We start from the raw sequence: 25,234 nt of genomic DNA on the forward strand, positions 1-25,234 counted from the left end.
GCAGCGGGGCCACCCGCTCCCACAGGTCGTCAGGAACAAGATCGGCACGCACCCGGACACCCTGCCGACCAAGATCGACGAGCACAAGACCTGCGGCTCAACTCATTCTGAAACGATCAGTAAGCAGCAGTTCGACCCGCTCGTGCAGTCCCGTAACGGACTGACCCACCTGGCGTGGTACAACACGAAGGTTACGAAGCAGGCTGTCACCGCCGGCATTGCCGTAGCCGAAGCTGTCCGGGCCGAACTCGATATTCCGCCCGCCGTCTTCTGGGGTGGCTATGAGACGGTCTTCAACGACTTGGCCAGAGTCTCCGCCATGCCCCCGTTGGTCGGGCCCCTGATGACTCTTGAGGCCGCTGCCGAAACGCTCGCACAACAGGAAGCAGAAAATGCCCGCCGGGCAGTGATCACCGCAGCCGTCGTCGCCCATGACACCGCCGGTCTCGGGTCGGCCGATCGAACCGATGACGAGCAGATCGCCATCGCCCAAGTCGCTGGCCGCACCGCCTTATGGACCGCACTTCAGACCACCGGAATGCGAGCCCAGAGCGAAGCTCTTGCCCTCCTCGAAGCCTACGGATTCCTCCCGCTCACCCCTCGCCCCGATCACATACACGGACCAATCCCGGCTATATACGTGCGGGCACATGATGTCGTCGTCGTAAAATCCCTCGTCTCCTCCTCGGTCTACAAGGCGTTTGCAGATGCCTGCAAGGAACATGACGTCTTGAGAAAAGCCCTGCCCAGCATTCTGATCCGCAATCGCCGCACCGTCTCCCACCCCAACCAGTGTCAAAATTTTCTGTACTGGGTGGAATGTCATGCGTGCGAGAGACTCGCGAACATATATGGCCACAAGACGCGGAAATTTTGCGGCTGCGACGATCCTAGCGTCTGGGAATACATCGGTGGTGAGTGCCCCGACCATTCTGGCAGCACGATCGTCACCGATCACGCCGAGCTCTACCACTGTCCCACGTGCTCCCTGAGACTCAACCACCAAGACGAACTTGAGGAGGTCGGCATCCCACTCTCTCTCGAACTTGACTGACAAGCAGACGTTCGCAGCAGCACTGTTCCCGCACGGCGTGTAAGCAGCGGGCAACTGTGGCTGAGGAGTTGGGGGGCCGCCCTCGCTGCAGAAGTAGCAGAGGCCCGGAGGTCCCGGGACGTTCGCGCGTCCCGGGACCTTCGGGTTGTTCAGCGTGCTGACGCCGGAGGTTGCTACTGAGGGGATCTAGCTGAGCGCTTCACTCTTCCTCAGGGCTGCGTGGGCCACGTCCGCGAAGGCGTCGAGGGAGTCAAACGCTGCGTCCGACGCTTCGCCAACTTCCGCATCGGTAATCGACGGAGAACCTGACAAAGCCCGCTTCCGTACGGCGGCGAGGTAAGCGCTCGTGGCCGTCCGGGCTTTCAGTGCCGCATCGGTGACCAGCGCCCTGTCCTCCAAGTAGACCCTGCCTAGAGACACCACCATGGCGTTAAAGGAATCCCCGGCTACCGTCTGAAGATGCCCCAGCTCCTCCTCGGAGCTCGGGTCCTTCCGCTTCTCCAACTGCGTGATGTCGCGGAGAACGATGAGAACAGCCGTAATGTAGGCCGCATAGGCCTCACGATGGGCCGTAAGGTGCTGCTCTTCGCGCTGCGCGACGCGATCCAGCGCCGCCACCTGAGCCGTGTGCTCCAGGTTTCGCTTGGCGAGCAGGTATGCGATGAGCGCTGTGATCCCCGCCGAGATCAGCGATGCGACGGCAGTGATCGCGGCCACGGTGATCAACGTGGCTGGCGAGACACCAGACGCCAATGGTCCTCCCAAGTCATGTTGGTGCGACAGGAAACGAGTCTGATGGAGGAGCCCCTCATGGGGGGCCCAATTGAGCAAGGCCTGAGGTGCTCTCGGATGGGGCGACTTGATGGACGCAGACGTCCGGGTGAGCGGAGCATGAATGACCAGCCGTTCCAGCGAATGCCGTTCCATGGTCACCCCCGCCGGGATCCTGCGGTACAGCAGCGAGGTACCGCAACCCCGGCCACCGCCCCCGTCCGGTAGCGCCTCTCCGAAGCCTTGGGGCGGCCGGTATGACCCTCACTGACCAATCCCGCTAGAGCTACGGATCAGAAGGCATGCTCTCGGCATAAGGCGGTCAAGTCTGCTCCGTCCCCACGGCCCGTCCCGCGCAGCCTGCTCCCATCGACGGCATTGCACCGTGCTGCCCCTCACTTCAACCAGTCGCTTCACGGGGTCCCTCACACATCCGGAAGCCTTGAGTCGCCCTCTCCAGAGTCCCTGGCCCTCCGGGTCCAACTTCTGCCGTTGAGCCGGACACCTCTGGACACATACAGATCATCTGAGGCAAACGCCACATCTAGGTCTAGCGTGGAGGCATGCCGAACGAACACGGTGAGTACGCCGAAGAAGAAACGCGCCAGTACCAGGCGGAGGAGTGCTCTGAGTGCCGCAAGCCCAAGAGTGTGGAGTGGACTACCTCGAACCCCGGCAAGGAACCCTCGCTGTACGTCCCCGGACTGGAGACGTGCCGGAACCCGGAGTGCCCACTGAGTCCCGACTACCAGGCCGGCTAACCGGGGCGCGAGCTGGCGCCCAAGGAAACGACGTACTGCTACACGGAGGGAGACGACAAGCTGAGTTCCGGGAAGTAGCCGTTCAACCTGCCGACCTGGTCGACGAGAGCCCTGCGGGAAACCCGCTTACCGCGCACCTCTTCACCGTTGGTCAGTCGTACGACAATTGTCACAGAAGTCCAACCGGGGATAGGCGAGATAGAGTCAAAGTCGTAGGGAATCTCCCACCGCAACCCACCAAAGGCCGGAAGCTCCATGTCCGGAGCCTTGGAGGCACGAGCGGTCTTGACGCGGGGAACATTGATCTCTTGGTAGACCGGAACGAGCCGCTTCAGCCAAGGCTTGCGTATCAGCTTCTTGAGCGGATGACGTAGCGGCATCCAGCTCACGACGTGAACACTCTCGACCTTCGCCGACGTGGGGCTGAGGTTCTTCACGTGCAGCCGGAAACCAAAAATGGCCTTACCCTTCTTGGCGTCTTCAACTTCTCCTAGCAGCCCCCACATGACGTTGGCTTGAACTTGCGGCCTTACACGCCTGTACGTCAGGGCAGCAATTCCCATGTTCAAGGCCGCGGCAACTGCCGCAGCGATGGCGATACCTCGGGCCCACCAGTCAGCAGCCATAGCGTCAGCCTTCCTCTGAGGTTGTCAGCATCGGGAAGCCCATCGGCTTCTCGGAAAACAGCTTCCCGACCTCATCGGCGTACAGCCGCAAACGTTCACGGTGATACCACTCGCCACGTAGCTTCTCGCCGCTGGTGAGCGTGATTTGGAAGGTCAGGTATTCCCAGGGCGTACCGGGGATAGTCACCCAGTCGTCCAAGACGTCCCAGTGCAGCCCACCGAACGCGGGAAGCTCTTTGTCCCGTTCCACCATCATCCCCTTGCCGTTCTCCAGAGGGATGGGCACTTCATGGACAAGGTCGATGAATTTGGAGCTGTCGGGCCGGAAAGCGTCCCACCGTGTGAGCTCACCCTCGGGGTGTCGGCTGATCAACTGAAGGCCCCTGACCCTCGCCGGAGTTGGGCTCAGGTTCCGCAACTGGAGCTCAAAGCCGAAGCGTCCGTTGCCCTCCAACGCCTTCCGCGTCGAGTCCGGACCTATCAGGGTCCACGCCACCTTGACGCGTACACGCGGCCTCACCCTGCGGTACGTCAGGGCCGAGACAAGCATGTTGGCCCCCGTGAAGAGGGCACTGACTGACGCGATGATGATCGCGATGACACCCGTTGACATGGCCCGATGATGCCCATTGACAACCGCGTTGGACCCCGACTTGAGGAACATCAGCGGTTGAGCAAGCCCAGCCGCGTTCACCCTGTCGACAGGGGTGCAGTCGCCGTTCTGCTCGGCATACAGCAGCGCCCCGCGCGACCGCCGGACCAGCCGACGTCCCCGTCAGGGGCGGGCGCGGATCGAACTCCTAATGCGGTGGTCACTCCTACTTACGGCGCCGTACACATCAGGCCACAACCAGCACGACAAGAAGCGACAGCAGGTGGCAACGTCGCACCTCTAAGGGCGGTTTGAGACTCAGCCAGGAAGCCAAGATGGGAGTCATGGGTAGCTGGGGGGATCTAGCGGGCCAGACAGTCAGCGCGCTCATCGGGACGTTGGCGGGCGGAGGCATCGCGGTGTACGTGGCACGCTGGCAAACCGCACGGACCATCGAGTCCCAAGTTGAGCTCGCCTCTTCGCAGGAAGCTGCCACTGACGCGTTGGCCCGTCGACAGTGGACGCAAGAGCGCGCTACAGAGGCTGCGCAACGGCTCTTGGAGCACCTCGCGGAACTCTATGCATGGCTGCCATCACTGCCAGACCTTGCGCACGATGAGCCGCAGTTGAGCCCGCAGGCTCGTGAGCGTTGCGCAGTCGCCCTCGGCTCAGTCCGGCGAGGCATGCAAACTGACCTTCTCTCCATTGGAGACGATCGTGTCCGCGCGCGGTACAGGACGCTTGTGCGGTTGTGCTTCGACGTCGGATACCGAGGCATCGGCCAGAGCCATCGCGACCGCCAGATTCGCGACGCACGCGGGTACCTGCGCTACGTCCAGTTCACACTTGAGTCCGTGATCGACGGGAGCCCTTTGCCGGACGACTGCGAGGCTCCAGTGCTTGAGCGTAGTGACAGCGCTCCCTGGCTGCCGCCAGCGCTGCCCTGGCACTGGCAAGACCCAGCCGACGGCAGTTGAGGCGTCGCCCCATGTAGACACGTGTTTCGCGCGCCGTGGTACCTACATCCGCTGTACAGCAGCGGAGTACAGCAACCACCGTGACCACAGCCGACCGCCATGAACCATCGATGGCCGACTGACCAGCCCACCAGACTCCGTTGACCTCCTAGCCGAGAGTTCGGGACGAAGAGGTCGTCGCCCAAGGTCTTGCTGCCATGCTCCGCTGACACGGCTTGCTCTGGCAGACATTGCCGGGCAAGCGTGGCTGAGGCCCGGCGGGGGTGCAGCGAGGCATACGCGCGCCTGGTCGGTCGGCGTACCCGCCGTCGTGGCTGACTTTCGTCGGCTGAGGTTCAGGCGGTCGCGGGAAGGGTTCGCCTGCGCTTCGGTGTGCGATGTGTTCTGGAGCGGGTCGACACAGCGCGACGGGGAGGGGAGCCCGATTGGTGTTCGGGTTCCCCTCCCCGCGCAGAAAGGAGGGCCGTCATCGGCAGGCTCCGTTGTGCGGACGCTTCTTCAGGTGCCGTGTGGTTCGTTCACCGCCAGCAGGTGACCGCGGCTGATCGCGACGCGGAGGACGTCTCGTAGGGCCCCGGTCAGTTCCTTCGCCAGGCGTTGCTTCTCCTCCGGGTCCGTGTCCTGGTCGTCGAGCGTTTCGGAGGCCCGCTCCAGCAGCTCGGCGGCCGTGCCGAGTTGGACCGCCTCGATGTTGTCCGCCAGGCGGGACATGTAGCCGTCTCGGTCGTCGGTGCTCAGGTAGCAGGGGTTGCCTCCGGGGCCCGACCACGGGAGAAGCCGCAGTTCGTCTGGTGTCGTCATCCTTGCGTCTGCCTCTCGTCGATCACGTGGTGGGTGGTGAAGACCGCTTCGATGCGGTCGCCCGGGAAGGCCAGCAGCGCTGCTTCGACAACACGCCCGGCGGAGTCGGTCGCGGTGCGCGTGATGGCGAGGACCGGCACGGTGGAGCCGATCCGAAGGGTCGATGCTTCCTCTGGTGTCGGTGGGCGGGCGCATACCGTCTCTCTGACAGCGGCCGGCGCAGGACCGAGTACGGCGAATCTCGTGGCCCCTTCCCCGTACGCGGATTCTTCGCCGAGCACTCCGGCCGGTGCCAAGTCGCGCGGGATGTAGATGCGGGCCAGTCCGTGCGGTGACGCTCCTTCGAGGCTGAGGCACGAGAACTCGGCAAGAGGACTGCCCACAGGGACGTTGAGCAAGGTCGTGAGCTGTCCGTGCGCTTGAACCGTGGTGGTGCGAACGGTGACACGCAGAGCCGCTTCGGCCGCGGTCCACGGGTCCAGGGTTCCCCAACCGCCGACGTACATGATCTTGCGGAGCGGTAGGCGGACGAAGTTGCCCTTGCCGTGGATCTTCTCGACGAGGCCCTCCACCTGAAGCACGGAGAGAGCTCTCCGTAGCGTCACCGTGCTGACCTTGTACCGATCGGCCAAGTCGGCTTCGGACCGCAGGCGTTCACCGGGATGGATGCGGCCGGTCGCGATCTGGCGGCGGAGGTCGTCCGCGATGGTGTGGTGACGAGAGGGCACGGACACGGTCACCGCCTTCTCAGCGACCGCACGGCGACGAGCCGGGTACGCGTGTTGATGGTCAGCAGCTCGCCCGACTCGAAGACCAGTTGCTTGGCCCCCTGGGAGAGTTGGAAGAGGTCTCTCACCCGGCAGGCTCGGCCGCCGAGTTGGATGACGTCGCCGCGCTGCACGGTGGTCGCGGTGACTTCGATGCTGGCGACCAGCGCGCCACCGGGAGCCCATGCGTTCATCGCTGCACCTCCGCGGTGGGGAATCGGTCGGCTGCCGGGTGGCACGGGCAGTCGCACGCCTCGTAGATCACAGGAAGGTCGACCGGGGCCGAAGCCGGGGAGGACTCCGCACAGGCGGGGTGCGTGCCGAGGCGACAGGCGGTCGAGCGGTAGGGAACGGCCGAGGCGTCCGCGCTGCGGAGATGTCGGCGAGATGGCGAGGACATCGAGGGCATCAGTGGACTCCGCGAGGGCCGACCACGCACTGATCGGCAGATGGGGAACGACGATCACCGAGCGCGTGCGGACACGCTTCTCCCAGGCCAGCAGGTACGGGCGGACGAGTGCGATGTCCTCCCCCGCGAGCGAGTGCCGGTGCTCCCCGTCGGTGGAAGTCCGGCCGAGGACGACCGTCGACGCGTCAGCGGACGCGGGGAAGGCGGAAGCGGCTGGCGAGTGGACGGCCGTTAAGGGGCGGCGGTGCCTGGCCCTGGCAGAGTGACGCGCCCTGGTGAGGGAGACGGCGCGGCGGATACGGTTGAGCACGCTGTTCAGCTCCTATCGCTGATGGCCCGGTCCCCCGACATCGCCCGTCGTGGGGACCGTTTTGCGTACGACCGCCCAGAGGGTGCGGCCGTTCAGGCTGGTGGCGAGGAGCCCGAACCGATCGGCCTCAGCCACCACTTCGAGGACCTCCCGCCAGGACTCGACGGAGAGCGATTCCGGCACCTCCGCTTCGACTGACGTGTGTAAGGCGTGCTCCTCCAGGCGCGCGGGGAGCCCGATGGCGGACAGTCGGGCAGCGAGGGCCGCCGCGCTAACTCCCGAAGCGGGCACAGGGCAGCCTCCGTCACCGACAATCACTTTGCGTGAAGCTAGTTAACTAGATTAGAGCTAGTGGACTAGATTTTCCATATGCCTGAGCAGCCGCCCTATCTCCGAATCGCTGACGAACTCCGGCGGCGGATCGCGGAGCACGTATGGGAGCCGGGGGACCGCCTCCCGTCCCGCGCCCAGATCGGCCAGGAATGCGGCGTGGGCGAGAACGTGGTGCGCAGGGCTCAGGAGTTGCTGATCTCGCAAGGAGTCCTGGAGGGCCGCGCCGGATCGGGCACGTACGTCGCCGAACCCCGGAAGCGGGTGCGGGTGGTCCGTTCATCGGCGCGCGAGCAGCCTCAAGGGTCCCCGTTCCGCGCGGACATGAAGGCGCTGGGCAGGCAGGGCGACTGGGAGAGCCGGACCGACGCCAAGGTGCTGGCTCCCGCGGAAATCGCGGCCAGGCTCGGCGTCGCCGAGGGCGAACTGTGCGTCCGGACGGTGTACGAGTTCCTGGCTGACGGCAGGCCCGTACAGCTGTCGACGAGTTGGGAACCGTACGACCTGACGGCCGGCACGCTTGTCGTCCTCCCCGAGGGAGGACCACATGCCGGGGCGGGCGTCGTGAACCGCATGGCCGCAATCGGGGTCACCGTCAGCCATGCCGTGGAGCAGCCAGAGCCGCGGCAGGCGACAGCCGAGGAGGCATCACTCCTCGGCATCCAGAAGGCCGCACTCGTCACGCACATCCGGCGGACGTACTACAGCGACCAAGGGCGACCCGTGGAGACCGCGGACATCGTCGTCCCGGCCGCGCTGTGCGAGATCGTCTACGAGATTCCCGTCCACCGTTGACTCCTCGCTCCTGGCGGTACCGTCTCGTGACTGACGCGGGAGGGAGCGGGATGACAGGTGATCTCCAGTTCAACTGGGAACTGAGCGGCTCTGGGTGGGCTACGTATCGAATCGCCGACGGCACGTCGGAGAGGAAGGACATCGTCAGCTATTGCACTGATGCCCTCTCCGACTTGTTGCGCGCAGTGGCGGGGCTCTACGGAGCAGCCAGCACCCAGCGAGTCTCCTTCGACCTCGAACCTGCCGAAGTGAGATGGCGGCTCCGGCGCCAGGGGGCGGATGTGGAAATCGCCATCTACCGGTTCCAGGACATGTCCACGAGCTGGGACACCCCCGATGGTGAGGGCACCCGCTGCTGGAGCTCCACACAGCCGCGTGGCGTGCTGAGCCATGTGGTGGTGGAGGCCGCCGAGACGGTGTTGCGGCTGCACGGCGAAGCCGGATACCGGAGGAAGTGGATACAGCACTCCTTCCCTGTCGTAGCTCTGGACGACCTCCGACGGCTCCACCAGCGGGACGACAAATGCCGACACGAGAACTGCCAGGTCAACGCTGATTCCTGACATCAACGATTGACATCAACGAGGCCGGACGACGGCACACAACGGCAACCCCGCACGACCGTCGGACCAGCCAGCAACGGCCCCAGGGACAGGCGTAGATCGAACTCCTAAAGCGGGTGTCGCAGGTTCGAATCCTGCCGGGGGCACAGAGAAACACCGGGCCAGGGGCCCTCCTGTCCGGCGGACAGGAGGGCCCCTGCGCTCGTGGCACACGCTCGTATGGCACTCATGCGGTGCGCGCGCAGACGGTGGGGATCTGTCGCGGATGCAAGGCCCCGAGAGGAAGGCAGCTGGAGTGCGCCGCAACTATCCCGCGACCAGTGGAGCGGAGTGGAGGTCGCGTACCAACTGCGGGGTGAGCAGTTCTCCGGCGCGGTCGGCGAGGATAGCCATCTCATAGCCGACCAGGCCGACGTCACACCCCTCGGCGGCGAGGACGCCGAGGCAGCTGCCGTCGCGAATGCGACCCATCATCAGGAAGCCCCCCAGCATTTCGATCATAACGAGCTTCATGCCTCGGAAGCCGTGTGCGGTGGACGCGTTCTGGGCGAGGCTGGTGATGCCGGAGACGATGGCGGCAAGGTGGTCCGCGCGATCTCGGCCGAGGCTGTCCGAGGCGGCCATGAGCAGGCCGTCGGTGGAGACGGCGACGGCATCCGTGACGCCGTCGGCGGTGCGTACGAACTCCGAGATGAGCCAGCCGAAATTCTGGATGGCGGTGGTCACGATGACGCTCCTTGTGTGCTTCGGGCCTCGGCACGGGCGACACCTGCTCGGAAACCGTTGAGCAGGGAGGAGACAGCGGGCCTGGCGGGCGGGGGTGAGACGGAGGGGGCCGCCACGGGGGCGAGCAGGCGTCCGGGGAGGGCAAGGAGTGCGGACAGGCCGCCGCCGGTGGTGTCAAAGAGGTGGACTTGGGCACCTTCACCGAGGCGGTGGGCGAGTCGGCCGACGACGAGGTGGCCGAGGAACCGAGTGGGCGCGGCGAGGAAGGCTTCCTCACCGGCGTCGGAGAGGCGGGCGTTGGCACGTTCCTTGTCGGCTTCGGACATGCCGATGCCGTGGTCGACGACTGCGAAGCAGTACGTGTTGTCCTCGGTGTCGTACCAGCCGTGCACCTCGACCGGTTCGGTCGGTGGCGAGAAAGTCAGCCCGTTCTCGATGAGCTCGGCAAGGAGGTGGGCGACATCGGCGACGGCGTGCCCGCGCACCCGCACTGGCTCCACGGTGGCGATCAGGACCCGTCGGTACTGCTCGACCTCGGCGACGGCGGACTGGATGACTTCCAGGCCGTTGGCGGGTGCTGCCGTGGGCTGCGGCGAATTCTGCCCGACCAGGACCAGAAGGCTTTCGGCGTTGCGCCGCATACGGGTGGCGAGGTGGTCGAGCTCGAAGAGCTCGGCGAGGGCGTCCGGGTCGAGTTCCTGCCGTTCCAGGCGGGTGATGAGGCTGAGCTGACGACGCACGAGGTTCTGGTTGCGGCGGCCGAGATTGGCGAGCGATTCGGTGGTGTTACGGCGCAGGCCCGCCTGCTGGGCAGCCAGACGGAGGGCGGTGTGTTCCACCTGGTGCAGGGACGCTGCGACCTCGGCGATCTCCGCCGCGCCGCCCAGCAGCCGTGAATCGAGGTTGTCCGGCGCGTCCGCCGGCGAAAGGAGCTCAGCATGGTCCTGCAGGGACTGCTGGATACGGGCGACAGTCGCGGGCAGCCGGTGCCGCGCCACGTCGTGGGCGGCCTCGGCGAGCGCGCCCAGCGGGCGTGTGAGGGAACGGGAGGCAAAAGCGGCGAGGCCCGCTACGAAGGCCGCAATGAGCGCTCCCGCGACGAGATAGGCGGCGAGGCCGATCTCGGCGTCGTGGCTGAGCTGGTCGGCCCGGTCCCTCGCGTCGTCACCGACCGACTGCTGGACGGCGTACAGATCGTCGACTAGTACGGTCATCGCATCCCACCAGGCGCCGGCGTCGGCGTGCAGCGCGGAGCCATCGGCGGCGCCTTCCGCCCGGCTCTCGTAGACGGTGGCGCGTTCGGCGTCCTCGGTGCCGAAGGCATTCTTCAGAGCCGCGCGCTGGGGTGCATTGGCGATCTGCCGGAAACGGGCGAGGGCGGCGACGCGCGTAGCACGTACCTCGGTGAACGTGAGGTACTCGCGGTCGTGAAAGCCGCCGTTGGCGAACACGCCATTGAGGAGGCCACGTTCGAGAGCGACTGACTCCTTGGCCGCGGCCAGTTCCCGCAACGCCGCGAGCCCGTCACCCAGTTGACGGTCGGTGCCATTCGTGGTTTCCAATACCGGGTCGACGGCGTTGAGGGCTTCGACGGCGGTGGTGTAGAAGTTCAGGGTCGCGGCCCGGTCTGCGGTGCCCGTGTCGGCGCTGCCCCTGTCGGTGGCGGCCCGGATGTCGGCAAGGCGCTGCAAGTGCCGCTGAATGACATCCTCGACAGCGCTTTCGTGGCGCATTCCGCGCAGCGCCGTGTCAACGCGCTTGCGAGTAGCGGCGAGCGGCGGGCGGAACCCCTCCTCGCCTCCCAACAGACCGTTGGTCAGGCCGCGTTCGCGTTGCAGCTGGTGTACCAGGGCCTGGATTCGCAGGCTCAGGCCAACCTCGGAACGGGTCGTCCGGGCGTCACCGAGGGCCACGGCGCGGCCGTGCACGGCGAGACCGGCCACCGCCAGCAGCAGGCAGATCGGGACCGTGATGACCACCGCCACACGACCCCTGATGCTGCGCCAGCCAGGCATCGGCCGACGGCCAGGAGGCGTTCGGCCACTGCGGCGGCGCCCCGAACTGCCCTTGCCTAAAACGCTCTTGCCGATTGCGTCAAACCTGCCTAGCGCCAGCCGTACTGGCGTCCACACCCTCATAGTCACGAAGCTAGTCCGACCGCCGTAGCGGCCGGTTTCCGACCTGTTAGGCCGCGTGAGAAATTCAGTTGCGCCGCCCTCACACCGCGGGCCAAGAGACTGTGACCGCAGATGACGCCAGGCACCGGCCGCTGCCCAGCACACCAGGGGCTGTGGTCGACGTACGGCGTGGCCGAGCGCAAGGAAAGGGAAACCAGGGCAATGAAGCGCAAGACAGGCAAGAAACGCTAGCCCAGGCTGACATCCACGAGTGACATCAACGGCACCGGACGCCAGCGCACTTGCATGCCCGGGCACGGAGTACGCCACCGCAGGCCACTGCTGCCGGAGCGAGCACTGATCGAACTCCTAAAGCGGGTGTCGCAGGTTCGAATCCTGCCGGGGCACCAGGCAAAACGGCCCGGACCGATCATGGTCCGGGCCGTTTTGACGGCACCATTTGACGGCAGTCGCCGCTCACGCGGCTGGTCGACGGCGCATGAGCAGGCGGTCCATGTGGCTGATCGCCTCCCGCTGGGTGTCCTGCACGACGTGCGTATAGACGTCCATCGTGATGCTGATCTGACTGTGTCCGAGGATCTCCATGATGACGCGCTTCGCGACGCCGGCCGCAGTCGGCAGCGTCGCGCAGCCGTGGCGCGCGTCGTGGAGCCGGACCACCCGCAGCCCTGCATCGGCGGCGACGCGTGTGGGCGAGCGGTAGACGTTGCGCGGCTCGACCGGCCGGCCGTTCCGCGTGGCGAAGACGTAGCCGCTCTCCGACCGTGCGACGCCCGTGCGTGCGAACGCCTCCCGCTGTACAGCGCGGGCATGGGGACCACGCGGCTGCCGCGGCTCTTGGGGTCGTCGTCTTACAGCCTGCCCCTGCGTCGCTCGGTCTGTTGGCGCACGTGCAGAACGCGGTTGTCTACGTCCAGGTCCGACCAGCGCAGGCCCACCAGCTCACCGCGACGCGGGCCCATGGCGACGGCCATGCAACCCGCTGCGGCCGAGGGGAGGGTCGGACGGACGCTGCTGCCCGCGTGGATCGCCAAGGAGTCCCTGCGCAACCTCCTCGTCCTCGCCCGCACCGGTGCGAGCCGACATCAAGTCGGCCACACGCCCATTGGAAGTTCTTCACCTGGAGCGCGGACAGCGACATCCCACTTTCGTTCCATCGGATCGGGTCCTCGGAGGTGGGTCACGAATTGAGACATCGGTCGCTGTCGGTCGCTACTGGTTCGGGATCCAATACGGCAACCGGGACGATCCGCGCCTCTCCGTGCCCAAGCGTTACGGCTGCGACCTGACCTTGAACTACGGCCGCCCGATGGCCTGGTTTCGGACTCGTCCGGCGTAGGCACGTAGCAACGAGCGACCTGCCGGATTCAAACCGGCGCCTGCCGAAGTCCGCCTCCGTGAAGCCGCCGGCTTCGTCTGCTTCGTGCCTACATCCAGCCCGCGTCGTACGAACCCGCCGCAGCGAGTTGCTCCTCGGCGAGGGCCGACTGGTCGGGCCTGCTGACCACCGCCCAGTGCTTCCCCACCGGGCAGCGGGCGTAGCGCGTGGACGGGGTGAGGCGTAGGGACTTGAAGCCGAAGAACACTATCCATGTGGCCGTATAGAGGTGTCCCGCCGTGCACTGCACGATCGACTTCTGGGGCATGTGTACCTCCTTGGCGCCTCAGGCGGACGTGACCTTGAAGCTGCTGCCGTTGCGTGGACCCAGGCGGGCCGTCACCCGTGGCTCTGTGCCTGGGGCGTGGTGCACCGTCAACTCATCCGTGCCTACGCCGAGTCGGGCCGCGCGCTGGCCCTTGTAGCGGAAGAATACGGCTATCTCGTGAGCTCCCGCCTCGACCGGGACCTCCGTCGTGCCCCACTTCGCGGGCCACTCGACCCCGTCGATCTCCACGACCGGTCGCGTGAAGGCGCGGTGGAAGGGGAGCGCCACCAGCGAGGGACGGATATCGACCAGGACCTTCACCATCACCATGAACATCACCGAATTTCTTGCCTGGTTGACGGGTTGCGTCCAGCAGGTGCCTTGCGTCGGTCTCTCACGCCGACGACGACAGCACCGACTCCGGGCGGAATCCCCTCGCGATGCCGGCCAGGCTGCCCGCCGTGATCAGTACGGTCGCCCCGCCCGCGTACAACAGCAGCCTTGTCGGGCCCAGCGGGTCCAGGGCCATGGACATCGCCAGGAGGGCGCCGAAGCCGGGCAGCATCGCGGCCAGGCTGACCAGGCCGCCGCCGTTGCCCGCCAGAGCGCCGGCGCCGGGCTGGGACAGGCGGGGGAAGAGCAGGTTGAGCAGGAGGGCGAGGGCCGCGCCCGCCCAGGTGGCCAGGAGCGGGAGCAGGAGGGCGAGTGTCAGGATCGGCGGGCGTCCCAGGAACGCCTTCGCCAGGCCCGCGCGCTGGTTCTGGCCGCGGCTGAGGCTGCCGATCCGACGGTCAGCAAGGTCGGTGAGGCCGAGCAGGTCCAGGACCTCCGCGATCCGCTCCTCCGACGACCTGGGCGGCAGGCCGAGGACGCGTGACCAGTACCGAAGGTTGTCCACGACGCTCAGGCGTGGTGCGAGCGCCGAGCGGTGGGTGGCGAGGGCGATCAGGGACTTGGTCTCCGTGTGCGTGTGCGGGTCGGTGCCGTCCACGAGGACGGTGCCCTCGAGGGGCGCGAGAATCCCGGCGAGCACACGGAACGCCGTTGTCTTGCCGGCGCCGTTCGGGCCGAGCAATGCATGAATTCCCGCGCCGTATTCGAGATTGACATCGCAGAGCACCGGCCGTCCCCGGTAACCCGCGGACACATTCAGCACTTCCAGCTTGGCCACCGATTCAACGTAGCACTGCGGATGAGCGGCCAACTGAGTGGTCAACTGACCTGTCATTGGTGCCATTTTCAACAGGGAGTTGCCCGGTGGGGAGTTGTTCGTCGGACATCTCGGCCGGCGTCGTACGCAGCAGCGGCATCGACGCGACGACGCGCGAGGCGGAGGAGGCCGGGCGGTGTTCGTAGTCGCGGACCAGACGCCGGTGCAGTATCAGGGTCCCGAACGTCTGCTCCACCCTCCCCCCGGGCTGCTCCCCCGAACACATCAGCTTCCGGGAGCTGAAGTACCAAATACGCCGGCGCAGACGAAGCCCGTAAGGTGCCGCACATGGTGACTGCGACCGTCCGCGAGTGGAACGACGAGGAGGGGTGGGGCGTGCTCGACTCCCCCGAGACTCCCGGCGGCTGCTTCGGCCACTTCTCCGACGTCCGGATGACCGGCTTCCGCACGCTGTCGCCCGGACAACAAGTGGACCTCGCATGGGAAGCCCCCGGCTTCAAGCAGGACGGGTACGACTACCGCGCCGTGAGCATCGCGCCTCGGCCCGCCTGACATCCACGCCTGACATGAACGCCCTACATCAACGCCCTACATCAACGGCTGGGCACGACCACGGTCCTCAGCGGTCCGGTACGCCGCGTGGGGGCGGACTCGTGCCTCGCGCACCGTCGCGTCGAGTCCGGTAGCAACTTCCCGCCGGCACTCCTCGTGAGAAGCCGTTGTCTTACCTGGTGCCGCCCCGGCGCACGACCTGCCGCAGCTTCTAGCGGCTGCGGCGGCGGCCCTTGGAGCGGCGAGGGTAGGGGAAGAATCGCGGGCGGCGCTTGGCAGCCACGTCCTCGATCCAGCCGAAGAGCAGGATCGCCAGGCAGATCAGCGGAACGCAGATCACCAGCGGGGTCCACTGGCTCGCCAGCAACCACTGCGCGTGGTTGTAGAAGAAGGTGTTGCTCCACAGCGGGTCGATCAGCGGCTCGGTCAGCACCAGCGCGAATGAGTGCCACAGGTAGACAGTGACCGCGCGGGAGTTGAGCAGGCTGATCACGCCGTTGAACCGCTCCAGCGGCTTGGGCCACTGCTCCCAGGACGGGCTCAGGTGGAGCAGCAGCAGCACCGCGCCGAACGACCAGATCGCCTGGGCGACCGGTACCGCTTCCAGATCGTGCCCGATCCGCGGGTTGTCCACCGGCGACCGCAGCAGCCACCAGTACCCGAACATGAGCACCAGCGGTGCGACGGACGGCACGATGTACTGCGGGATCTTGCGGAGCAGCCCCTCCTGGTGGGCCATGCCGAGCAGCCAGCAGGAGCCGAAGGTGGTGAAGTCGGTGGCGGCTTCCATCAGCCGGCCGGACTGGTCGACCAGGCCGGAGTTGATGAAGAACGCGAGCGCCAGCGGCACCAGCAGGGTGACCCAGGGCAGCTTCCGCATCGCCTTGAGCATGAGCGGCGACAGCAGTACGTACCAGAGGTAGGCGCGCAGGTACCACAGCGGCACACAGATCTGTTCGGCCCAGGAACTCGGCAGGTGCCCGCCGAGGGTGTGCAGCGAGGCCCCGAACGGCGGCTCGCTGAACGGCAGGATCCAGTAGGCCAGGTCGCCCCACCACCAGTTGGGGTGATGGTTGTAGTCAGGCCTCCAGCCTTCCAGGAGCATCAGCGGCACCACGACCGCGCCGAACAGCCACATCGGCGGCAGCAGACGGCGCAGCCGGCCGCGGATCACGCTCAGCGCCGGCCGGTTGAGGGACCGCACCATCAGCGACCCGGCCAGCGCGAACATGACACCCATGGAGGGAAAGACGATCGGCAGCCAATTCCAGCTGAAGTTGTGGTAGACCACCACGCGGACCAGGGCGAGCGCCCGCAGCAGGTCGAGGTAGCGGTCACGGCCGGGCTTGTGCGCGGGCGCCGGGGCGGCTTCCTCGGGCCGCGGGTCGCGCTGCGCGGGAATCACGGCAGGGTCCATCACCCGCAGGGCGACGGTGTCGGAAAAGTTCCGGGTGCCGAAGGCACCTCGTTCCGCGGTACTCATGAAGACATCGCCCCCGTTGTGACATCGAGCCCGACCTCACCGGTGCGCTTCAGCTTCTGCCAGCGCAGCCGGCCCCCGGTCAGCGCGGTGATCGAGGACTGCAGCAGCACCATGTACATGAGCACCCGGTAGACCACCTGCTGGGCCGGCAGCGTGATCAGATGCCACGCCTTCTCCTTGTCGAGGTGGAAGGACCACCAGGCGCAGACGGCCTGCAGGGTCATCACCGCGAACCAGGCGGCCAGGGTCCTGTACGCGTCGACGAAGACCACGCCGTAGACCATGCCGATGTCGATGGCGGGCGCGAGCAGCGGGGTGACCACCATGAACAGGGCGACGAACGGCAGACCCACCCGGCCGAAGTGGCCGGCCGCGCCGCGCTCCAGCACCGCGTACCGGTGCTTCCACATCGCCTGCATGGTGCCGTAGCTCCAGCGGTACCGCTGCGACCACAGCTGCTTCATGCTGTCGGGTGCCTCGGTCCAGGCGCGGGCGTTCTCGGCGTAGACGACCTTCCAGCCGGCCCGGTGCAGGGCCATGGTCACGTCGGTGTCCTCGGCGAGCGTGTCGTCGCTCATGCCGCCCGCCTGCTGCAGCGCCGTGCGGCGGAAGGCGCCCACGGCGCCGGGGATGGTCGGCATGCAGTTGAGCACGTCGTACATCCGGCGGTCGAGGTTGAAGCCCATCACGTACTCGATGTGCTGCCAGGCGCCGATCAGCGTGTCGCGGTTGCCGACCTTGGCGTTGCCGGCCACCGCGCCGACGCGCGGGTTGCCGAAGGGCTGCACCAGCTCCCGGACGGTGGCGGGTTCGAAGACCGTGTCGCCGTCCATCATGACGATCAGGTCGTACGAGGCGGCAGCCACACCGGTGTTGAGGGCGGTCGGCTTGCCGCTGTTCGGCTGGCGGATCAGCCGGACCATCGGCAGGTCGAGCTCCTCCACGATGGCGGACGTGTCGTCGGTCGACCCGTCGTCGACCACGATCACTTCGATGGGATAGTCGCTTCTGGCCAGGGAGAGCAGGGTGTTGGTGATGCACTCCTGCTCGTTGTACGCGGGTACCACCACGGTGACCGGTTCGGTGACCGGGTCGCCCCAGGAGAAGCCGGGTTTGCGGATGCGCCGCACGTGGACGGCCGAGAGCACCAGCATCAGCGCGAACCGCGCCATGACCAGCACACCGACGACCGCGAGCAGGCCGACCAGCCACGGCAGCAGCCGCACCGAGAAGGTGGTGCACCACAGGAACGCCTTGCCGACCCACAGGCTGTAGGTGGTGACCTTGGTGTTGGCGGAGCCGGTGCCGAGTGCCTCGCCGGTGGTCTTGAAGGTGTAACCCTGGGCCTTGAGCTTGTCGATGATGACCGGCAGCGCGGCCAGCGTCTGCGCCCGGTTGCCGCCCGCGTCGTGCAGCAGGATCATCTCGCCCTGGCCGCGGAGGTCGGGCATGGCGGACTTGACGATGGAGTCGACGCCGGGGCGCTTCCAGTCGTCGGTGTCCTTGTCGATGAAGGCGGTCAGGTACCCCTCCGACCCTGCCTGCTTGGTCACCGGCCACGACCAGTCGTCCAGCGCATCCACGGTGGAGGAATAGGGCGGGCGGAACAGGCTGGAGTGGATGCCGGCGACACCGGCCAGCGCGAGCTGGGTCTCGCCCAGCTCCCAGGTGAGCCGGGTGTCGGAATGCAGCGCGAGGTCGGGGTGGGTGAAGGTGTGCAGACCGATCTCGTGGCCGTCGGCCACGATCTGACGGATCAGCGCCGGGTTGCGGGTGACCATCGAGCCGGTGACGAAGAAGTCGGCGCGGACGTTCTCCTCCTTCAGCACCTTGAGGATCTTCGGCGTCCACTGGGCGGACGGTCCGTCGTCGAAGGAGAGGACGACGGTCCTGTCCGGGATCGTGTAGCTGACCGGCTTGCTGTTCTTGTCGCCGCGTGCGTCGACGACCGGGCCGCCCTCCAGCACGCTGGTCGGGACGGTGCCCTTGTCCACCGAGATGGCGATGCTCTCGTCGTGGAAGACCTCGTTGTTCGCCATGCCCCGAAGCACCATCAGCGCCAGCAGGGTCGCCAGTACGGTCACCGGCAGGAAGAAACGCAGGGGAGGTGCGGCGAGTCGGCGCGGCCGCGCGATGGACTGCCGGGGGCGTTGGTGCCGGGTGCGGGACATGGGCTTCCTGGTCGGTCGCGTCTGGCTACTGCGCGGTGGCGTCGGATACGGAGCTTGACGCTGCCGTACCGGCCGTCGGGGTAGCGGTGACTGACGCGGTGGCATCGGGTATGGAGCTCGACGCTGCCGTACCGGCCGTCGGGGTAGCGGTGACTGACGTGATGGCGTCGGATACGGAGCTTGACCCTGCCGTACCGGCCGCCGGGGTAGTGCTGACTGACGCGATGGCGTCGGACGTGGCCGCTGGGGCGGTGGTGCTCTTTCCGGGCTGGGCGGCGCCGGGAGCCGCGGGCAGCGGCGCGTTCAGATACTGGCTGGGCGGCGTGGTGTTGGCGGTGCCGGGGACGGTGAGCGCGGGCGCCTGCGACTGGGTTCCGACCAGGCCGGAGATCATCGCCACCACGAACCCGGTGCAGATGATGCCCAGGAGCCAGCCGAGACCGCGCAGACGGCGGCCGCGCAGACCGGTCTGGTCCACAAAGACGGGAGCCGACTCGACCTCCGTGGAGGCACTGGTCATCGACAGCCTCGAGCTTCCTTCATCGTGTTACAACTGCCAGCTCGGCGCTGCCAAAAGTAGTGAGTCGTGCGGAAAAGTGATCAATGTGCAAGGAAAAGGAGATTAACCGACCCACCCCTGATCATGTACCAAGATTAGTATGAAGATTCGGTGAATGTCACGCGGGTCTCGTAGAGTTCCGGCGAAGTAGCTTGCCTTCTGCTCGAACGGACCTGCACTCATGGCCATAACCCGCCGCCGACTGACGCTCGCCGCGACCCTCATGGTCGCCGTCGCGGTCCTGGTGGAAGCCTGCGGCGGCGCGGGAAGCGGGGGCGGCGCCAAGGCGCGCACGGCCACCACCCCGGCCGCGCGCTTCCAGGTCTCGTCCATGCTCAAGCCGTCCGGCCGTGCGCTGGGCGTTGTCGACGACAAGACGCCCTGGCGGTACGGCATCGTCACCGCCTTCACCAAAGAGGCCGGGCGGGCTCCTGACATCCGCGAGTACTACAGCTCCTGGGGCGACGAGTTCGACGCGGAGGGCAACACCTTCCTGTGGCAGCACGGCCAGCTGCCCATGATGGCGCTGGTGCCCTCCGGCACCTCGCTCGCCGACATCGCCAAGGGCAAGGACGACGCCTACATCCGCCGGCTGGCGGGCCAGATCGCCGCCTACGACGGCCCATTGGCCCTCTCGTTCGCCGGCGAGATGAACGGTCCATGGAACTCCTGGGGTCCCAAGCACACCAAGCCCGCCGACTTCGTCGCGTCATGGAAGCATGTGCGCGACATCTTCACCGCGCAGGGCGTCACCAACGTGATCTGGGTGTGGACTCCGCACGTGGTCGACTCGGGCACCACCGCCGAGCTGCGTCCCTACTACCCGGGCAACGCCTACGTCGACTGGGTCGGCCTCATCGGCTACTACGGGCCGATCGACGGCGTCGCCTTCTCCAGCCTGTTCACCCCCACCCTGCACCAGATCGCGGGCTTCTCCGGCAAGCCGGTGCTGATCGCGGAAACCGGGGTGGCGCAGGGCAAAGGCAAGGAGGCGCACATCCGTGACCTGTTCCAGGGCGCCACGAAAGCCGGCGTCATCGGGCTCGTCTGGTACGACCAGCGCAAGGACTGGCCGGGCGGCAAGCAGTTGATGGACTGGCGGATCAGCACCTCGATGGGTGCGCTGGCCGCGTTCCAGGTGGAGTCGGCCCGGAACGGCTTCGGGCATTCGTTCAAGAACGGCTGATCCAGGGCAAGCGGGGAAAGCCGGGCGCAAGCCCGCGAGGAACGACATTCATGACGGCGCATCACCGCGGCTGGCGCTTGCGGATGCCGACCAGGGGAGATCACGGAGATGACGACGGAATCGTCGCCGGGCCAGGGGGCTCCGCAGGAGGAGCCCGGCTGGGCCTTCCGGCCCCGCGCGTCGGCTGCCCGCCCGCAGCCGTACGGGGAACAGCAGCAGACGGAACCGGCCCTACCGTGGGACGACCGGTCGTCGGCCGAGCCGTACGGCGGATCCTCCGGCACACGGTGGGATGCCACCATGCCGCTGCGGTTTCCCGATCCCCGCGCCGGCACCCACGAGGCCATGCCCGAGCCGGGTCACCGGATACCCCCGCGCACCCAGCGCGGCAGCGAATCGGCGGACCGGGAGTCCGGATACCCATCAGCGGCGACCGCCGTCCTCGACCGGGAGTCCCTCCGCCGCCCCGAGCCCGTCGCCGCGCAGCCGCAGCCCCCTGCGGGCGCGGGCGGCAAACGGGCCGGGAAGACCAGGTGGGTGGGCAGGACCGCGCTCGCCCTCGCCGTCCTCGTCGCCGGCGGGGCCGCCGCTGTCATGCTCAAGCAGGAGGAAGCCGCCACCGTTGCCTCGAAGCAGTTGACGCAGGCGTGGCAGATACCGGCGCCCGCAGCCGACGACGTGCTGATCGGCAGCTGGCTCACCGACAAGCTGCTCGTCCGGGCCGGCAGCCGAGGCGGCCTGCGTGCCTACGACCTCACCGACGGCAAGCAGGTATGGAGCGCCGCGCCCTTCGCCGGCGCCGCCAAGCGCGGCACCGTCCCCTGCGCGATGTCGCCGACGCTCAGTGCCCGGGGCATCGGCACGGTCGCCTTCGGCAAGGACGGCAGCTCCTGCACCTGGCTGGCCGGTGTCAAGGCGTCCACAGGCAAGATCCTCTGGTCCATGCCGCTGACCAGCAAGAAGCACCCCACGGCGGCGGCCGCCGCGACCTACCTGCAGGGCGATGTCGCCACCATCGTCAGCGAGAACTTCCTCGGCGGTGTCGACGTCCGCACGGGCAGCCGCGTATGGGGCTACAAGGCCCGCGGTCACTACTGCAACGCCTACGACTGGGGCACCGACGGCGCCGTGCTGGTGGACGACTTCTGCCTCGACCAGAAGACCAGGTTCACCCTCACCGCGTACGACGGCAGGACCGGGAAGGTGATCTGGCGGAAGCCCGAAAGCGCCCACTCGGATGTGACGCACTTCCTGTCCGGCTCACCGCTGGTCGCCGCCGTCCACACGGCGCGCCAGGACGCCGTGCGGGTTTTCGACACCACCGGGGCCGGCCGCAAACTGGCCGTGGGCAACGACGAGCTCACGACCGGCAACAACACCGGCGCCGACCACTCCGTCCGGCTCTACGGCAACGTCCTGGTCTCCCCGGCCTCGGCCTCCGGCAGCACGGTGATCGACGGCTTCGACACCGCCACCGGCGCCAAACTCTGGACCCACCCCTCCGCTGCGCTCGCCGTCCCCGCGTCCGGTGCGGACGACAAGGTGTACGCCGTCACCACGTCCGGCTCCCCGCAGCTCATCACCATCGACCCGCGCACCGGTCGCACCACCCCGGTCGCGGGCCTTCCGGCGGGGACCGGCAAGTGGAGCTTCACCTCCGGCACGGTGTACGTCACCTCGGACGGCGGCGTGCTGGTACTCAACGCCCTCGGGTCGAACGGCGGCGTGCGGCTCTACTTGTAGGGCCTCCCCCTGGTCAGGGTGAGGCGTACCCGGCGGCGTCGAGGGACGCGAGTGCGTCCGCGAACCAGGATCGCAGCAGGACCGGTTCGGCGGGCTGTCCCGGGCGGAGGAGTGCGGGGGACGCCGGACCGGGCGGTTGGGGAGAGTAGCCGGCCAGGGCGGGGGCCGACCGCTCGCCCGGCGCGACGGCGGTGTCGGTGAGTTGCGCGGCCCGGAGGAGTGGGCCGGGGGCGTCGACGCACACGACTTGGCAGCGGGCGATCAGCCCCCGCCCGATCGCCCCCGCCCTCCGGGCTCACCACCGCTGCGCGGACCGGGCTGCCCCGCTCACCCGAAGGAACGCTCCCCGAAGGGTCCGCCGCCGGCAGCGAGGGCTCTGGGGCAGGGCCGTTCGCACCGTCGCCGGCCGAGGGGGCGGGCGCGGGTCGAGTCCACCGGGTCCCCGCCGCCGACCTCAGGGGTTTCCCATCCCGGACAGGCATCCCAGGCTTCCTTGTTTCTGCAGGTGGGCGGGGGTGGGATCGTTCCACCATTGCAGGTTGGGCGACGGCTGTTGTCCCCGGCCCACGAGGCATCCGATGCTTTGGCTGTCGCACCGGCTGAAGCGGCCGACCGCCCGGCAGTGCCACGACACCCCGAGTCACCCGTCCACTGGGACACCCATCTCTTCGGGCACCCGGGATGCGGGGCGCGGACGCTCAAGGGGCGCCCGACCGCCTTCGCCACCGCCACCGCGGTCCGGCGAGGAGACGGGTGGTGTGGCGGCGACAGCCCGGCACGCACCTTGGTCCGCAATGCCGGGCCGCGGGCGCATGCGACCTCATACCGATCAGAAAAGGAACACGCATATGAACGTGAAGTCCCTTACGGGCCGCCGTGTGGCCGTGGCCGCGGGTCTCGTCCTGGCTCTTGGGTGCGGTGTGTCGGCACAGGCCTCCGCCACCGGGCCGCGGACGATCAGCGGGAAGGCCAATCACGCGGTGACGCACCGCTCGGGCGGCGGTGGCGACAAGGGCACCGTCGCCGCCTGCTCCCAGGAGGTCCTCGGGGTGTCCGCCGTGAAGGAGCCCGCAGACAGCACGGACGCCAGGCACCTCCTCCTCACCGTCCAGAACGCCGGCGACAAGAAGTGCAACCTCTACCGCTACCCTCTCGTGCGGCTCGGTGCAGGTCGGACCACGGCCCCCGTGATCAAGGAGAGCGACCCGAACCCGGGGGTGCCCGTCACCCTCGCTCCGGGTGAGGAGGCCTATGCCGCTCTGCTCGTCAACGGCCCCATGGACGAGTACGAGGCGAAGAGCATCACCCTCAGCCTCCAGGGTCGTCAGCCCGGCAGCAGGGCGGGCAAGCCGATCGATGTCCCCATGCCCGTCCCCACGTTGTACGCCAACGACTTTCAGCGTGTCACCTACTGGACGACTGCTCCCGGTTACGCCCTGGATTTCATCATGTCGAAGTGACGGACCCCGACCGGGACCGCGGTCACGCTCAAAGGCTGTGTACTGCGCGGCGCCGTCCTGGACCGGTGGACGACGCCGCGCCGAGCGACTCGGTCCTGTTGCTTCGTCAGTCGCCGGTTTCCGACGTGTCGTAGGCGGCGGTCATGGGGACCCAGCCGGCGGGGTTGCGGTACCAGTAGTGCGGTAGCCCCTCGATGCTGGTGGTGCGGAACGGGCGGCCGTGGTCGTCGATGCGCACCGTGCCGGTCCGGCCCTGTGAGGACCAGTCGAGGTCGATGTACCAGTCGCAGGTGCAGGCCTCGGTGCGTGCGGAGAGCTGCAGGACCTCCGGCTCCTGAAGGGACACCCGGTAGGGGAAGTCGAGCGCGGGGGTCGGTCTGTCCGGATCGTTGCCGGGCATGGAACGGGCCAGGGGTCGGGGCGCGTCGAGGTTCACGGAGAAGTAGCGGGGGATGAGGACGGCGCCGCAGCCCTCGTACATGGAGTAGGCGATGCCCCGGCGGGCGTCGGGGGTGGTGCGGTTGACCATACGCACATGCAGTGCCTCCAGGACGACGGCGGCGGAGCCGCGTCCCTGCACCGAGATCCGCAGATCGGTGGTGCGCCCGTGCACCGCCCGCTGGGACGCGGCCCACGCCGCGGCGTCCCCCGGCGTCGGCGGCGGCGGGACCTGCTGCGGTGGCTTGGCGATGACGTAGTTGTGGTCGCATTCGAGTTGCCAGAGGTGGGAGTTGGCCGTCCAGGTGAGCGGGGCCGGAGGTGAGACCGTGCCGGTATTCGCCCGGTTCTTCCGCGGGCCGCCGCCGCTGTGCGTGGCCGACGCGGAGGGTTTCGGTGTGGTGGGGGCGGAGGTCGACGGTGGGACCGTGCCGGCGCTCGCCCGGTTCTTCCGCGGGCCGCCGCCGTTGTCCGTGGCCGACGCGGAGGGTTTCGGTGTGGTGGGGGCGGAGGCCGACAACTCACCGCCGGGAGACGGGGGTCCGGCAGCGGACGTGGTCAGGCCGGCGAGCGCGACGGCGAGCGAGGCCGCCAGTGCTATCGATCGCACGGGCCGTCGTCGGGGGCGCCCGGCTTGGGGCAGCCGGCCGGTCGGCGAGGGCGGCTCGGGCGGCGGGGGCGGCTCCGGGCCCGGGTCGGCCGGCGAAGTCGACCCCGGGCGCGGGTCGGCCGGCGAAGTCGGCTCGAGTGCCTCGTCCGGCGGGCTGCTGTGGCTCGCGGATGCGGCCGATGCCGTGGTGCTCGTGGCGTCGTGGGGCGTCGGTGACCGCCGGGCATCGGACGGGCGGGGTCGTTGCCGTGCCGCGACTGCCAGGATCCACCGGCGGTGCAACTCCACGCGGTCCTCGGGGGAGGCTCCGCAGAGGGCGGCGAACCGCTCGATCCCGGCGAAGTCCAGGGGGACCGCCTCTCCGGCGCAGTAGCGGTGCAGCGTGGAGGCGTTCATGCCCAGCCGGCGGGCCAGCGCCGCGTAGCTGCGGTCCGTGCGCTCCTTCAGACGCGTCAGCAGTAACGCGAACTCCGCTACGTCGTCGTGGAATGCATCCATGTGGTCCGTACTCGCATCCATCCGTCGGCCTGTGCAGTCATGTCCCGATCCGGCCCGGCATCCCAGGCACTCCCATACCTGCACGTCGATACCGCTG

At 67.8% G+C, this 25,234-nt stretch carries 24 protein-coding genes and 3 pseudogenes; 8 read left to right on the forward strand and 19 right to left on the reverse strand.

Annotated features, from left to right (window positions below):
• Positions 1 to 1,054, forward strand: a pseudogene (locus ACZ4N5_RS22060) (hypothetical protein); the annotation flags it as partial.
• A gap of 186 nt (positions 1,055 to 1,240) precedes the next feature.
• Here the strand turns inward: ACZ4N5_RS22060 and ACZ4N5_RS22065 are convergent.
• Positions 1,241 to 1,771 carry a hypothetical protein gene (locus ACZ4N5_RS22065; protein ID WP_467758764.1) on the reverse strand — a complete coding sequence of 177 codons (531 nt, stop codon included), beginning with the start codon at positions 1,769 to 1,771 and terminating at the stop codon, positions 1,241 to 1,243.
• 617 nt (positions 1,772 to 2,388) lie between these two features.
• Here ACZ4N5_RS22065 and ACZ4N5_RS22070 point away from each other — a divergent pair.
• Positions 2,389 to 2,586, forward strand: a complete 198-nt coding sequence (locus tag ACZ4N5_RS22070; protein ID WP_467758765.1) for a hypothetical protein — start codon at positions 2,389 to 2,391, stop codon at positions 2,584 to 2,586.
• Between the two features lie 38 nt (positions 2,587 to 2,624).
• Here the strand turns inward: ACZ4N5_RS22070 and ACZ4N5_RS22075 are convergent, their stop codons facing one another.
• The 6 genes from ACZ4N5_RS22075 to ACZ4N5_RS22100 all read right to left on the reverse strand — a co-directional run bounded on the left by ACZ4N5_RS22075 (position 2,625) and on the right by ACZ4N5_RS22100 (position 7,359).
• Positions 2,625 to 3,212 (reverse strand): hypothetical protein, encoded by a 588-nt coding sequence (locus ACZ4N5_RS22075; protein WP_467758766.1) that lies wholly within the window; start codon positions 3,210 to 3,212, stop codon positions 2,625 to 2,627.
• Positions 3,213 to 3,216: 4 nt separating this feature from the next.
• Positions 3,217 to 3,825, reverse strand: a complete 609-nt coding sequence (locus tag ACZ4N5_RS22080) for a hypothetical protein (protein WP_467758767.1) — start codon at positions 3,823 to 3,825, stop codon at positions 3,217 to 3,219.
• Positions 3,826 to 5,279: 1,454 nt separating this feature from the next.
• Positions 5,280 to 5,582, reverse strand: coding sequence for a hypothetical protein (locus tag ACZ4N5_RS22085; RefSeq protein WP_467758768.1), 303 nt, complete (start codon positions 5,580 to 5,582; stop codon positions 5,280 to 5,282).
• Complete coding sequence (locus ACZ4N5_RS22090) at positions 5,579 to 6,322, reverse strand: GntR family transcriptional regulator (protein WP_467758769.1); 744 nt, start codon at positions 6,320 to 6,322, stop codon at positions 5,579 to 5,581. Before ACZ4N5_RS22090 ends, ACZ4N5_RS22085 begins: the two co-directional genes overlap by 4 nt.
• A complete protein-coding gene (locus tag ACZ4N5_RS22095) occupies positions 6,319 to 6,543 on the reverse strand; it encodes a hypothetical protein (RefSeq protein ID WP_467758770.1) in 225 nt (74 codons plus the stop codon). Before ACZ4N5_RS22095 ends, ACZ4N5_RS22090 begins: the two co-directional genes overlap by 4 nt.
• Positions 6,544 to 7,080: 537 nt before the next feature.
• Complete coding sequence (locus ACZ4N5_RS22100; protein ID WP_467758771.1) at positions 7,081 to 7,359, reverse strand: hypothetical protein; 279 nt, start codon at positions 7,357 to 7,359, stop codon at positions 7,081 to 7,083.
• A gap of 78 nt (positions 7,360 to 7,437) precedes the next feature.
• Between ACZ4N5_RS22100 and ACZ4N5_RS22105 the strand changes: the two genes are divergently transcribed.
• Positions 7,438 to 8,193, forward strand: coding sequence for a GntR family transcriptional regulator (locus ACZ4N5_RS22105; RefSeq protein ID WP_467758772.1), 756 nt, complete (start codon positions 7,438 to 7,440; stop codon positions 8,191 to 8,193).
• A 50-nt stretch (positions 8,194 to 8,243) separates the two neighbouring features.
• Positions 8,244 to 8,756 (forward strand): hypothetical protein, encoded by a 513-nt coding sequence (locus ACZ4N5_RS22110; protein WP_467758773.1) that lies wholly within the window; start codon positions 8,244 to 8,246, stop codon positions 8,754 to 8,756.
• Between the two features lie 306 nt (positions 8,757 to 9,062).
• Here ACZ4N5_RS22110 and ACZ4N5_RS22115 read toward each other — a convergent pair whose 3' ends face one another.
• The 7 genes and pseudogenes from ACZ4N5_RS22115 to ACZ4N5_RS22145 form a co-directional block, all read right to left on the reverse strand.
• Positions 9,063 to 9,482, reverse strand: a complete 420-nt coding sequence (locus ACZ4N5_RS22115) for a roadblock/LC7 domain-containing protein (RefSeq protein WP_467758774.1) — start codon at positions 9,480 to 9,482, stop codon at positions 9,063 to 9,065.
• A complete protein-coding gene (locus ACZ4N5_RS22120) occupies positions 9,479 to 11,620 on the reverse strand; it encodes a sensor histidine kinase (protein WP_467758775.1) in 2,142 nt (713 codons plus the stop codon). The genes ACZ4N5_RS22115 and ACZ4N5_RS22120 overlap by 4 nt, the downstream gene beginning before the upstream one ends.
• Positions 11,621 to 12,076: 456 nt before the next feature.
• Positions 12,077 to 12,615 (reverse strand): annotated as a pseudogene (locus ACZ4N5_RS22125) (tyrosine-type recombinase/integrase); the annotation flags it as partial.
• 432 nt (positions 12,616 to 13,047) lie between these two features.
• Positions 13,048 to 13,266 (reverse strand): hypothetical protein, encoded by a 219-nt coding sequence (locus ACZ4N5_RS22130; RefSeq protein ID WP_467758776.1) that lies wholly within the window; start codon positions 13,264 to 13,266, stop codon positions 13,048 to 13,050.
• A gap of 18 nt (positions 13,267 to 13,284) precedes the next feature.
• The gene (locus ACZ4N5_RS22135) at positions 13,285 to 13,596 is read right to left on the reverse strand and encodes a hypothetical protein (RefSeq protein WP_467758777.1); all 312 of its coding nucleotides are present in this window, start codon (positions 13,594 to 13,596) and stop codon (positions 13,285 to 13,287) included.
• Between the two features lie 64 nt (positions 13,597 to 13,660).
• Entirely contained in the window at positions 13,661 to 14,437 is a 777-nt protein-coding gene (locus ACZ4N5_RS22140; RefSeq protein ID WP_467758778.1) for an ATP-binding cassette domain-containing protein, read from the reverse strand.
• A 4-nt stretch (positions 14,438 to 14,441) separates the two neighbouring features.
• Positions 14,442 to 14,675 (reverse strand): annotated as a pseudogene (locus ACZ4N5_RS22145) (hypothetical protein); the annotation flags it as partial.
• An 89-nt stretch (positions 14,676 to 14,764) separates the two neighbouring features.
• Between ACZ4N5_RS22145 and ACZ4N5_RS22150 the strand changes: the two are divergent.
• On the forward strand, positions 14,765 to 14,989 hold the full coding sequence (locus tag ACZ4N5_RS22150) for a cold-shock protein (protein ID WP_467758779.1): 225 nt from the start codon (positions 14,765 to 14,767) through the stop codon (positions 14,987 to 14,989).
• Between the two features lie 211 nt (positions 14,990 to 15,200).
• Here ACZ4N5_RS22150 and ACZ4N5_RS22155 read toward each other — a convergent pair whose 3' ends face one another.
• The 3 genes from ACZ4N5_RS22155 to ACZ4N5_RS22165 form a co-directional block, all read right to left on the reverse strand.
• Positions 15,201 to 16,472, reverse strand: coding sequence for an acyltransferase family protein (locus ACZ4N5_RS22155; RefSeq protein WP_467758780.1), 1,272 nt, complete (start codon positions 16,470 to 16,472; stop codon positions 15,201 to 15,203).
• The gene (locus ACZ4N5_RS22160) at positions 16,469 to 18,574 is read right to left on the reverse strand and encodes a bifunctional polysaccharide deacetylase/glycosyltransferase family 2 protein (protein WP_467758979.1); all 2,106 of its coding nucleotides are present in this window, start codon (positions 18,572 to 18,574) and stop codon (positions 16,469 to 16,471) included. Before ACZ4N5_RS22160 ends, ACZ4N5_RS22155 begins: the two co-directional genes overlap by 4 nt.
• Positions 18,575 to 18,668: 94 nt before the next feature.
• Positions 18,669 to 19,163: a hypothetical protein gene (locus ACZ4N5_RS22165; RefSeq protein WP_467758781.1), complete on the reverse strand. Its 495-nt coding sequence runs from the start codon at positions 19,161 to 19,163 to the stop codon at positions 18,669 to 18,671.
• A 220-nt stretch (positions 19,164 to 19,383) separates the two neighbouring features.
• Here ACZ4N5_RS22165 and ACZ4N5_RS22170 point away from each other — a divergent pair, with 220 nt between their 5' ends.
• Both ACZ4N5_RS22170 and ACZ4N5_RS22175 read left to right on the forward strand, forming a co-directional pair.
• Entirely contained in the window at positions 19,384 to 20,388 is a 1,005-nt protein-coding gene (locus ACZ4N5_RS22170) for a glycoside hydrolase family 26 protein (RefSeq protein ID WP_467758782.1), read from the forward strand.
• Positions 20,389 to 20,496: 108 nt separating this feature from the next.
• Positions 20,497 to 22,131, forward strand: coding sequence for an outer membrane protein assembly factor BamB family protein (locus ACZ4N5_RS22175; protein ID WP_467758783.1), 1,635 nt, complete (start codon positions 20,497 to 20,499; stop codon positions 22,129 to 22,131).
• Between the two features lie 13 nt (positions 22,132 to 22,144).
• Here the strand turns inward: ACZ4N5_RS22175 and ACZ4N5_RS22180 are convergent, their stop codons facing one another.
• Entirely contained in the window at positions 22,145 to 22,375 is a 231-nt protein-coding gene (locus tag ACZ4N5_RS22180) for a hypothetical protein (RefSeq protein ID WP_467758784.1), read from the reverse strand.
• Positions 22,376 to 22,979: 604 nt separating this feature from the next.
• Here ACZ4N5_RS22180 and ACZ4N5_RS22185 point away from each other — a divergent pair.
• Complete coding sequence (locus ACZ4N5_RS22185) at positions 22,980 to 23,591, forward strand: DUF4232 domain-containing protein (RefSeq protein ID WP_467758785.1); 612 nt, start codon at positions 22,980 to 22,982, stop codon at positions 23,589 to 23,591.
• Positions 23,592 to 23,697: 106 nt separating this feature from the next.
• Here the strand turns inward: ACZ4N5_RS22185 and ACZ4N5_RS22190 are convergent, their stop codons facing one another.
• Positions 23,698 to 25,137 (reverse strand): helix-turn-helix domain-containing protein, encoded by a 1,440-nt coding sequence (locus tag ACZ4N5_RS22190; RefSeq protein WP_467758786.1) that lies wholly within the window; start codon positions 25,135 to 25,137, stop codon positions 23,698 to 23,700.
• Positions 25,138 to 25,234 lie beyond the last annotated feature (97 nt).

This window comes from Streptomyces sp. NPDC026500 (assembly GCF_055567635.1).